Consider the following 10665-nt stretch of genomic DNA (forward strand, 5'->3'; position numbering starts at 1 on the left):
GTCGAGGCCGAGCAGGCTCACTACGCTCACCACCAGACCCCGACACCGGTCGGAGCCTCAGAGTAGGAAGTCTCCGGACTCGCCGGGGCGGTTCACGGAGCCTCAGAGTAGGAAGTCTCCGGACTCGCCGGGGCGGTTCACGCTGATGGGGCACGTTGGGTAGTGCCTCAGCGGAGCGTGTCGGCGGGTGGCACGGTGGATGGGTGCGCAGGCTCCAAGACGTCATCACCGGGCTCGTGAGGGCCGTCTTCCCTCCGCACGAGGAGCCGACGTGGACGAAGCTGGCGACCCTGGCCGGACAAGAGCTTTTCGACACGGTCCTGGCCTCCTGCCCGCCACAGTGGCGGCACTGCGTCAATCCCGATGAAGACCTGGCGCCGGAGGAGCGCTTCATGCCTATGGAGCAGATGCTGCAGCTGGCCTCGGTGTCACGCCAGCGCCGCGACGGGCAGAGCGGTGAGAAGGGCGAGGAGTGGTGCCTCAGCCTCCTCGACGAGTGGGGGGTGCTGGTGGACCTGCGCCTAGAAGAAGACGAAGAGGACCCGGTCGTCACCCACCTGCTGGCGCATCCCGGCGTCGTAGACGCCTACCACCAGGACACCGAGGCCTACTACTGGATCACCCACATACCCATGACCACCGCGCGGGCGGGCGCCCTCGCTCTGAGCGCCGTGCATGCCGCGCACCGCCATGCCCTGCACCGCGCAGGACTGGGCCCGGCGGACTAGGACACCGGGTGCGGATCGGGGGGCAGCTGAGGCATCCGCTCACGCCGCCGTGCGGGCGCGATCATGGAAGTCATCGAGCATCTTCACCTGCCGAGGTACGGGTGGTGTCCGACTGCGCCGCTAGGTTCCGCTGGAGCTTGTACGAGGAGGAGGACCGGTGAGCGTCGAGGACGGTGGCGTGGCACGAGCTGCTCGAGACATGGCGCAGCGGGCCCATCAGGAGCGGCTGGCCCGAGTCCCACCGGGGTGGTACGAGGAGCAGCACCGACGTGATCTGGAGCGGCTGCGCTCGATGGGAGCCGGCGTCGGCGATGACGCGGCAAGCGCGCAGGGCGCTGGGCTGCCGCAGGACCGAGGGACGCTGCTGGTCCGCACCGACTTCACCAGGCAAGACCGCTGGCAGGCGCTGCTCGATGCCGTGCGCACCCCGAGCGAGGATGACTTTCTCCCTGCCCTCGAGATTGTCGAGGACCTACAGTGGCGCGATGCGAGCGTTGAGGATCTCGTCGCCGCAGCACCGGCATCGGGGCTGATCGTGGTCGCTGATGCCGCGGCGCTGGCCTCAGCGGAGCTGCCGGTCCTCGTGGTCAACGTCGAGGACGGCGTGGCGGAGGAGCTCAGGGTCACCCCAGCCGCCCTGTGGTCGATCGAGAACAACCTCTCGATCGCCAACATGGACTGGGAAGACTTCACCGCCGCCACCGGCCCCGACGGCGTCTTCCGCGGCTTCGACTGACCGCGGCACTCTCGCCGTGCCACCGGACCAACATCCGGTCATCAGCGTGACGCGTTCTGCGTCAAGGCCAGGTGGGTGCCTCGCTCGTCGTCGGTCCCTGCATAGCGGTGACGGGGCTGGGCCCAGCAGCGTGTGATCGGGTTGAGGTGACGACGGGCGGGGCTGCTCATGATGACCGGCGAGGTCCGTGACTCGGCCTCGATGACGCGGAGAGCTCGCCCCACCAGCTGGTGATGCGGAACGACGTTGGCTGATTCCTGTGGCGCTCGTTCTCAATCAGTTGCTCATGCGGCGACCTCCAACGGTCGGCGACGCGTCCCGTAAGTAGCGATCTCGGCGTCCCAGGGCCGGCCGGTGACGATCACTGCGTGCAGCTGCCGCAACAACGCCGCGGCGACCGCGGCCTGGGCTTGGGTGGGCTTGAGCTTGTTCTGCTCCCGGGTCGTGAGGTGGTGGTAGCGGGCAGCGTGGACGGGGTTGCCGCGCAGGGTTCCCCAGATCCCGCGCCAGGCCGCCAGCCGCAGCGACGGCCGGCCCTGCCCGGTGACTCTGGTGCGTCCAGTGAAAGCGCCGGAGGATCGCTCCCGCGGGGCCAGGTCGGCGTGCTTGACCAGCGCCCGGGCGGAGGTGAACCGATGCGGGTCGCCGGTCTCGGCCAGGATCGCCGCGGCCCCCACCGCACTCAGGCCCGGGATGGAGGTCACCAGCTCCGTCACGCCCAGCTCCTCCAGCACCAGGGTCATACGCTCTTCGACCTCGACCTTGCGTCGGCGGGCGTGGAAGAAGTCGTCCAAAACGAAGGCGACGCGTTCCAGCGCCCCTGGCCGGTGCGCCAGGACCCCGGCGTTGTCGTCGAGGGCGGCGAAGAGGTTGCGGGTGATCCGCAGCGTCGGCTTCTCTGCGCCCCAACGCATCACCTCCTTGCGGACCAGGTTCTCCAGGCGCGTCAGCCCGAGCCTGCGGGTCCGGGTGAAGTCGCCGCCGTCACGCTCGAGGATGATCGACATCGTGGCGGCCCAGGTCCGGGACTTGAACGGCTGCGCCGCTGCCTCCAGCGCCGCGGGCCAGACGCACTCCAGCAGGTCCCGCATCGCCTGGACCTGCCCCGTCAGCTCCATCATCAGCCTCTCCCGCCGGGCCCCGAGGTGACGCAACCGCCCCCAGGTCTCATCGACCGGCTCAGGGGCGTAACACCGCAGCTGCGCCGCCAGCCGGGCGATCACGACCGCGTCCTTCTCGTCGGTCTTGTCAGAGGTGAGGTCCTCCCCGCGCCTGGCCCAGGCCGAGATGAGGGGCTGGACGCAGACGAAGGCCATGCCCCGCTCAGCCGCGAGCTGGCCCAGCACCCGCCAGCGGTGACCGGTCGGCTCACACGCCACCGTCACCGCGGCGAAGCCCGCCTTCGCGGCCTTGGCCGCGGCCCAGTCCAGCGCGGCGCCGAGGTCCCAGGCCCGGACCCGGAAGGTCCGCCGCGCCAGCACCCGGGAGTCGTGATCACAGACGACGACCATCTGCTTCGCATCCGCCAGGTCGATCCCGACGACCGCCGAGGTGATCGGCACCAGCTCCCGCAGCCGCCCCAGACGGGCGTTGCGGCTCTTGTCACCACGAGAGATCCGGCTAGCGTTGTCCATGACGTCCTCCTTCTGCGCTGGGACACCAAGCCCGAGTAGCGCACCAGGAGGACGTCCCCACGACCAGCCCCAACAGCCTGTTGATCAGCCCCGATCCGACGCGCAGAACGAATCACTATGACGCGCTGAGGGCGCGGCGCGGTGATCAGCTCCAGTCACCGGGCGGCTCTCCGGCAGCCAGCAACTCCTCGTCACTGATCAGGAGATGACCTGCGGGCCGTCCCGAGGTCCAGACGTCCACCTGCTCCAGGACCTGCCTCAGCACACGCTGAGGGCCGGCTGCCTGCCACTCACTCGCCGGCCAGTCCTCACCAGGCACGGGGATCGCCACCGTCCAGATCCAGCGCGGTGCCTGCCCGCCGTGAAGGCGGCGGCGCACCGTCACATCCACGCCCGCTTCCTCGTGCGGCAGCCGGCATACCTGCTCGGCGACCTGCCGCAGCAACGGCGCCCAACCGACCCAGCGGCCGGCCAGCTCCTGCGCCACGGCCGGCGGCGCGCTCACGGCGACGTCGCCGTCCAGCTGCGCGAGGACGTCGAGCACCGTGGCCGGGTGGTCCGCCAGCTCGTAGCGCACCACCCCTGCCGGCGGCAGCTCCACGTTCACCTCCCACGACAGGTCGGCCCCGTCGGCATCGCGCAAGGTGCTGAACGGCACGTAGGCCAGCGTGACGGCGACGTCTTGACCTGCTGGCTGCCGAGCGGCCACCGCGTTCACGGCCCGCACCAGCGCCGCCTCCACGTCCGACCACGGACGCGGACTGGCCCAACCCTTCGCCCCCGCGGTCACCGACGGAACCACCACATCGCGCACGCCCCCATGCTGCCCGCCCAACCGATGCCGCCGCAGCCCTCGACACCCGCCCCTGACCGCCATGATCGCCCGTGACCTGCGGCGAAGTCGGATGTTCGCGTGGCGGCTGGGTGTGCTCTCCTCGCGTGTGGCCGAAGCGGTGCCCGGGCAGGGCTAGTCCAGGTACTCGCCCCAGCGGACCGGGGACTTGACGATCAGCAGGGACCCGCCGTCGTCGCTGCGCAGGTGAGTGATGGCACCGTCCCAGTTCCTCTTGTGCAGGATCCTGGGCCTGCCGGCGGCGACCATGCGGGCGACGTCGGCCTCGTCGAACCAGCGGTAGCCGCAGTCACCACCACAGCCGCAGGCGTCCCACCCCAGGATGGCCCCGCCCTGGGCGACCGCGAAGGCGTCCTCAGCGGTCACGCCCTCGGTGACCAGGCGGAAGCCACGGCCGCCGGGACCCAGCAGGTCGAAAGGCGGTGGGTCGGCGGAAGCGGCCTTGACTGCCTCGACGACCTCGGCGAAGGAGGGAGGACGGCGCTGCGCTGCCATGGCTCAGTATCTGCCGAGAACCAGCGAGAGGACAGTGGCGCAGCCACGCCCTCAGCGCGGCAGATGCGGATGTTCGTGCTCGCCTCAAGGGAGTGGATGTGACGGTCGATCCAAGGCCATGAACCGTCTTCGCCCCGGCTTCGCGGTGTGCTTGGTGCTTGCCGCGGTGGGCGCCGGATCCGCCGCCGTGCTGCCTGCGATCACCGGGCACCTGCATGAGAAGCACGAGGGCCAGGCCTTCGCCGTCGCTCACGCGCTTGAAGTGCCGGCCGGAGCGGTCGACTCGACCGTCTGCCGAGGAGACGGTCAGGTCGCGTGCTGGGAGACCTCCGAGCCGGTCGCGGTCGTGGCGAACATGCTGCTGCACTCCATGGAGGCTCGCGCAGGCAAGGTGGGCAGCAGCGTCCGCTACTCCTCACCGATCACGACGACGGGCAGTCACTTCTCTGCCGACTCCCACCTGGTACGGGTGAACTTCGGCAGCCACAGCGCCATGGCGTGGGTCGAGCCGATCGTCGAACGAGACGCCGATGGCGTCGCCTCAGTCATCGGTGCGAGGGTCAGCCTCAACGCCGGCTGAGCCACTGACCACCCGAACTGGCCTCGCACGGCGGCCGTGCCCGCAGCGCCGAGCACTGACCGAGGCTCCTCTCAAAGCTCATGACCACGCTCGACCAGCGGCGTGGGCGGACGTTCGCTGTCGGCCAGCGGATGCCGTTGCGCTGGGCCTTCCTCGTCAAAGACGTGGCGTGATGCCTCGCACCGCAGGCGGCAGACACATCCCAGAAGACGGTGAGCCTGCGCTGCCAGTCACGCGATGACGCTCACTGCCGATCCTGGGCAGGCAGGTCCTCCTCCACGACGTAGATCGTGCCGGAGGACGAGGTCGGCATCGCCAGGTCGTGGGTCGGGTACGACGAGACCGCGACGTCTGGGTCGTCCTCGAGTCGGCGCGCTTCCTCCGCCGCTTGCTTGAAGCGGGCGATGGCAGCGGCATCGTCTTCCGGGCTGAGGTCCTCGACGTCAGGAGCCTCGCCTGCCTGATCGTCCATGTCGTCTCCCAGCTCTCTCGGGATCGTGATCGTGTCGGAGGGCATGGTCGTACCCGCCGCCACCCCCGCAGCGGCCGCGCATGAGGCGATCACCGCTGAGACCAGCATCAGCGCACGTCGCCTGGCGATCTTCACGAGCACTCCTGGGACTGACAGCAGGAGCGGGCGCACCTGCTCCCACCTTCATCGACACTTGTCGGTCGACTTCCAAGCGGCCCTACTGGATCACCCGAGTGGGCGAGAGACCTAGAGACAGCCCTCTCACAGTGCCTGTCCTTCGGCACGAGCGGGCGCCGCCGATCGGTCACGATCGCGCCTTCCTCGCGGCGTGAGCGGATGGCCGTTCATGCGTCGGGGCACCAGGTCAACGCTCGGGGCAGACCTCAGCCCAGCCGATGACGCCCTGCAGGCCGTCGTGCTCGGCATTGTTGAAGACCACCTGCAGGACCGCCTCGTCGCCGTCGTCGCTGACCGAGCCGTGCCAGCCGTAGTAGCCGCGACCGAACAGACTTGCGCCCCCGCGACCGCCCGGCTGGGTGCCTTCCTGCCAGACCGGCCGCGGTTCCCGCTCGGACTCCACGAACACCCCTCCGCCCTCGGCGAGGGCGTCGACAACGTCCTGCTTCGGCGCCTGCACCCGGATGTAGGTCTGAAGGTGCCACACCTCCTCCACCGGCCTGCCGCCGTAGCGGCAGGTCTCCTCCACCACCGCAGTCATGCCGGCATCGGTGAGCGGGTCGAGGAAGTGCTCGCTCAACTGCTCCTCCGCATCCTGCACGTTCCCACCGCAACCGGTGAGCACCCCCGCGAGCAGCACCACGCCACCTGCCCTGACCCAGCCGTCTCGCACCACGTGCTCCTCGTCGTCCCGATCACCGCCAGCACCGAGAGTCTGCCCGCCTCAGAGCAGACCGGTGACCGAGCACCGCAGACACCAGGGCGCTAGACAATCGGACAGTCCTTCGCGCTCCACCTGCGGCTACTTGTTCACTGGACCCACGGCATCGGCCTGGCCAGGCTGTGCCGAGGTGCCCGGCGTGACGCTCTCAGTAGCGGCTGCCCACCAGCTTCACCGGTGTGGCTCTCTCATGGCGTGCGACGCGGCGGGCACCGCCCGGCGGGGTGTGGCTCAAGAGGGGTCTGTCGTGCTCGAAGTAGCGCTGCCCACTTCCGTCAGCACGACGAGGCCGACCAGCTGGTCGCCTCGCTGACGAGGTGAGAAGGCGACATGGACGTCGTGATCGGGATGGATCCACACAAGCGCTCAGCGACGATCGAGGTCGTCGACCGCAGCGAGCGACTGCTCGGTACTGGACGCTTCGGCACCGACACCGCCGGCTACCGGGCGATGCTGGCGGCGGGGCGGGCGTGGACGCAGCGGACGTGGGCGGTCGAAGGGGCCAACGGCATCGGCAAGCATCTGGCCCAGCGGTTGATCGCCGACGGGGAGAAGGTCGTGGATGTGCCGGCGAAGCTGTCGGCCAGGGCGCGGGTCTTCTCCACCGGACAGGGCCGCAAGACCGACGCCACCGACGCGCACTCCATCGCCGTCGTCGCAGTGCGGACTTCGACACTGCGGGCTGTCGAGGTCGACGGTGAGCACGTCGCGCTGCGGCTGCTGGTGGATCGCCGTGACGAACTCGGAGTCCGGCGCACCGAGTCGGCCAACCGGATCCACAAGCTGCTGCTGGAGCTGCTGCCCGGCGGCGCCAAGACGTTCCTGACTGCAGCGCAAGCCAAGGCGCTGGTCGCGACCATCCGCCCGCGTGACGTGGTGGGCAAGACGCGGCGGCGGATCGTGGTGGCATTGATCGATGAGCTCGCCACTACCGACAAGCTGATCAAGGCGGCGAACAAGGAGCTGAAGGAGCTCATCGAGGCCTCCGGGTCACAGCTGATGGACTTGTACGGCATCGGGCCCTCCAGCGCGGCGAGGCTGCTGGGCGACGTCGGGGACATCGCCCGCTTCCCGACCAAGGGGCACTTCGCGTCCTGGAACGGCACCGCTCCCATCGACGCCTCCAGCGGGGAGAACAACCGCCACCGCCTCTCCCGCTCAGGCAACCGCCGCCTCAACCGGGTGCTGCACACGATGGCCATCGTCCAGCTGCGCCACGACACCGAGGGGCGTCGCTACTTCGACCGCAAGAAGGCCGACGGGAAGTCCTCCATGGAGGCGCTGCGCTGCCTGAAGCGGCGCTTGTCCGACGTGGTCTACCGGCAGATGCTCGCCGACGAGCAGCTGCGCGACAGCGGTGCTCAGCCGCCCTCAGGACCCGTCCACGACGCGGCCGAGGCTCCGATCGCACCGGAGATCGTGGACCTCGACGAGGTATTGGAAGACGTCGCGTCATCGGCACCGGTGACGGGCCCGGGAGGACAAGCGGGGGCGTCTACTGGCTCCAGCGCGGCCGGCTCGGATCCCCATACCGGCCCTTCGGAGAAGTCACTTCCCGGGCCCGCAGCACCATCCTCGACCCGCCCTCGCCGCCCCCGCAAGCCCCCCTGTTGACGGTGAAGATGAGAATGGTCGTGCAGCTGTCGGGTCTGACTTCAAACTTGACCGACCCCACCGACGTGGGTGTCTTGTCTGTGATCTGTCGCCCCGCTGGCTGAGCGACCACCTCGGCGGCGCTGAGCCGGGCGGACGTGACTTCATAGGACCCTGCCCAGAGCCCGTCACCGTCTTGTCCGCCCGACCCGGCCGGCCCGCCCCTCACTGCGAGGAAAGGGACGGACATGACCAGCATGACCGCGCGAGTCGACGATGTCATCAATGCTCCAGACGTCATCGGCGGCGTCGACACCCACAGCCGGACCCACCACGCCGCGGCCCTGGACGCCCAGGGCCGGCTCCTCGGCTCGGCGCAGTTCAGCGCCGACGGCGCCGGCTACCGCGACCTGCTGACCTGGCTGCGCAGCTTCGGCACCGTCGGGCTGGTCGGCATCGAAGGCACCAGCAGCTACGGCGCCGGCCTGACCCGCTACCTGCAGCAGGAAAATGTCAGCGTGGTGGAGGTCAACCGTCCCGACCGGCGGCTGCGGGCACTGCGCGGCAAGTCGGATCCGTTGGACGCGGAGAACGCCGCCCGTCGCGCCCTGGCCAGCACCCACCAGCTGGCAGCTCCCGCGCAGGCAGCACCAGGACGACGTGGGGCCCCACGCCGCCGTCCTGGCGAATCGGTGGCCACACCCAAAGACACCACCACCGTCATCGAATCCGTTCGGGCACTGCGCGTTGCCCGGCAGGGAGCGATCAAGGCACGCATCGCCGCGCTGAATCAGCTGAAGGCCCTCATCACGACCGCTCCGGAACAGCTCCGGGCCGAACTGCGCCGCCTGCCGCTGAAGACCGCCGCCGCGGAAGCGGCCCGCTACCGCCCCGACACCGCCCGGCTGAGCGAGCCGATGCAGGCGACGAAGTGGGCCATGCGCTCCATCGGCCGGCGCGTCGAGGACCTCACGGCGGAGATCGACGCCCTCAGCGTCCACCTGACGGACCTGCTGAGCAGCGCCGCACCGAAGACCATGGCCCTGTTCGGTGTCGGCACCGAGCACGCCGGTCAGTTGCTGGTCACCGCCGGTGGCAACCCGCAGCGGCTGGGCTCAGAAGCCGCCTTCGCCGCCCTCTGCGGAGCCAGCCCCATCCCCGCCAGCAGCGGAATCACGAACAGACACCGCTTGCAGCGAGGCGGTGACCGCCACGCCAACTCCGCCCTCTACCTGATCGCCGTGGTCCGGATGCGCTACTGCCCCGTCACCCGCGCCTACGTCGAGCGCCGCACGAAGGAGGGCTTGTCCAAGCGCGACATCCTGCGCTGCCTCAAGCGCTACATCGCCCGCCAGGCCTACAACGCGATCATGCAAGACCTCGGCCGGCTCACGACAGCACCACCGGCTGAGCCGGCCCCAATGACGACTTGACGGTCTATAGGACCTTCATAGAGGGGAGCCATGACCGGACGCGACGCTGGTGGGACGGGATCGTGACCGCCCATAGCCCACCCTGCCGAGACGGGCCGGGCCTCTGCTGCCGCGACGTGCACCCGGGTAGGCGGGAGCATGGCAGCGTGCGGGTCATCGTCCTTACCTGCGCGGAGTGAGCGGACCTCGAAGTGGTCGGATCTTGAAGCTGGGGTGGGGGCATGAGCGTCGTCGACGGCCCGAGCGCACGACTGAGAGTCGCCGCCCTGATGTCAGGTATCGGCACTGCTGGTCTGATCACGTTGCTTGCTGGATGCTCCACCTCCGCCGATGAGGCCGGGATGAGTGCGCAGGAGAGCGCCGCGATTGCGACCGCAGTCGCACCACCGATCGACGACCCGGACGCGCCCCGGCTGCTGGACCGGGCATCTGTCGACGGCGAAGGCTGCGCCCGGATGGGAGAGGGGCGGACGCCTCCCATTCAGGTCCCGGAAGGCGATGAGCCTGCGCCGACGCCGTGGACACTGCCTCCTGACACCACCGACGAGTTGCACGCGGTCTTCGCCGCCGAGACAGACGTGGCCACGGCCACCGCCTATCGCGAGGACGACGGCGACCGGATCTTCATCTGCACCAGCTTCGACCTGCGTGCCGATTTCAGCGGAGCCGGCTCGGCCGTCATCCATGTCCCCGACCCCGACGTGATCGCCACCGTCGACGGGGCCGGTGGGGGCTACGGCCCCGGCGAGAACGTCGTGGACTACTTCGGCTACGCCTCCGACGAGGTTGCCTCCGTCATCGTGACCACCCCTGACGGGCGCGAGCACCTCGCTGCCCTCGACGGCCACGTCTGGTGGGCAGCCCCTGTCGTCGATGAGGTCACTGCGAGCCGGTCCCAGGACGGCACCTGGCGCGCCCTCGACCGCGACGGCGAGGTCATCGCCGAAGGCCCCACCCGCACCAGCTGAGCACCACCCAATCCGGCATGCGTAGAACCCGACAGCGTGCAGGACTATCCGACGGCCGATGGCCGCGCAGTGCGCAGGTGGGCCCGCCCCTCAGCGCTCCACCGTTCAAGCCATGAACATCCGACTTCGGCTCCCTTCTAACAGCTCGTTTCAGTATGACTTGCTGGGGCGGTGAGGTGGGAGCAGCCTGGTGGCATGGCCGAGGACGTGGTGCCCGAGCAGGTTGCGGAGCTGGTGCCGGACGCGTTGTGGGAGCGGGTGCAGCCGCTGCTGCC

General features: G+C 69.6%; 11 protein-coding genes. 6 read left to right on the top strand and 5 right to left on the bottom strand.

What is annotated here, in order from left to right; genetic code table 11:
- Window positions 1-203 precede the first annotated feature (203 nt).
- The gene (locus CLV92_RS20495; RefSeq protein ID WP_104435911.1) at window positions 204-728 is read left to right on the top strand and encodes a hypothetical protein; all 525 of its coding nucleotides are present in this window, start codon (window positions 204-206) and stop codon (window positions 726-728) included.
- Window positions 729-885: 157 nt separating this feature from the next.
- Window positions 886-1464, top strand: a complete 579-nt coding sequence (locus CLV92_RS20500) for a DUF6924 domain-containing protein (RefSeq protein ID WP_104435913.1) — start codon at window positions 886-888, stop codon at window positions 1462-1464.
- Between the two features lie 284 nt (window positions 1465-1748).
- Here the strand turns inward: CLV92_RS20500 and CLV92_RS20505 are convergent, their stop codons facing one another.
- The 3 genes from CLV92_RS20505 to CLV92_RS20515 form a co-directional block, all read right to left on the bottom strand.
- Window positions 1749-3098 carry an IS110 family RNA-guided transposase gene (locus tag CLV92_RS20505; RefSeq protein ID WP_104435914.1) on the bottom strand — a complete coding sequence of 450 codons (1350 nt, stop codon included), beginning with the start codon at window positions 3096-3098 and terminating at the stop codon, window positions 1749-1751.
- Between the two features lie 145 nt (window positions 3099-3243).
- Window positions 3244-3912 carry a hypothetical protein gene (locus tag CLV92_RS20510; protein WP_146099709.1) on the bottom strand — a complete coding sequence of 223 codons (669 nt, stop codon included), beginning with the start codon at window positions 3910-3912 and terminating at the stop codon, window positions 3244-3246.
- Window positions 3913-4065: 153 nt separating this feature from the next.
- Window positions 4066-4446, bottom strand: a complete 381-nt coding sequence (locus CLV92_RS20515) for a hypothetical protein (protein ID WP_104435918.1) — start codon at window positions 4444-4446, stop codon at window positions 4066-4068.
- A 118-nt stretch (window positions 4447-4564) separates the two neighbouring features.
- On the opposite strand from CLV92_RS20515, the gene CLV92_RS20520 reads away from it, so the two are divergent.
- The gene (locus CLV92_RS20520) at window positions 4565-5026 is read left to right on the top strand and encodes a hypothetical protein (protein ID WP_104435919.1); all 462 of its coding nucleotides are present in this window, start codon (window positions 4565-4567) and stop codon (window positions 5024-5026) included.
- A gap of 244 nt (window positions 5027-5270) precedes the next feature.
- Here the strand turns inward: CLV92_RS20520 and CLV92_RS20525 are convergent, their stop codons facing one another.
- Together CLV92_RS20525 and CLV92_RS20530 are read right to left on the bottom strand one after the other, a co-directional pair.
- Entirely contained in the window at window positions 5271-5633 is a 363-nt protein-coding gene (locus CLV92_RS20525) for a hypothetical protein (RefSeq protein WP_104435921.1), read from the bottom strand.
- 229 nt (window positions 5634-5862) lie between these two features.
- The gene (locus tag CLV92_RS20530) at window positions 5863-6348 is read right to left on the bottom strand and encodes a hypothetical protein (RefSeq protein ID WP_104435922.1); all 486 of its coding nucleotides are present in this window, start codon (window positions 6346-6348) and stop codon (window positions 5863-5865) included.
- Between the two features lie 378 nt (window positions 6349-6726).
- Here CLV92_RS20530 and CLV92_RS20535 point away from each other — a divergent pair, with 378 nt between their 5' ends.
- From CLV92_RS20535 to CLV92_RS20545, 3 genes are all read left to right on the top strand, one after another.
- The gene (locus CLV92_RS20535; protein WP_104435924.1) at window positions 6727-8010 is read left to right on the top strand and encodes an IS110 family RNA-guided transposase; all 1284 of its coding nucleotides are present in this window, start codon (window positions 6727-6729) and stop codon (window positions 8008-8010) included.
- 227 nt (window positions 8011-8237) lie between these two features.
- Complete coding sequence (locus CLV92_RS20540; protein ID WP_104435925.1) at window positions 8238-9422, top strand: IS110 family transposase; 1185 nt, start codon at window positions 8238-8240, stop codon at window positions 9420-9422.
- 221 nt (window positions 9423-9643) lie between these two features.
- Window positions 9644-10390, top strand: a complete 747-nt coding sequence (locus tag CLV92_RS20545; protein WP_104435927.1) for a hypothetical protein — start codon at window positions 9644-9646, stop codon at window positions 10388-10390.
- The last annotated feature ends 275 nt before the right edge of the window (window positions 10391-10665 follow it).

The organism is Kineococcus xinjiangensis (genome assembly GCF_002934625.1).
Lineage (GTDB): Bacteria > Actinomycetota > Actinomycetes > Actinomycetales > Kineococcaceae > Kineococcus_A > Kineococcus_A xinjiangensis.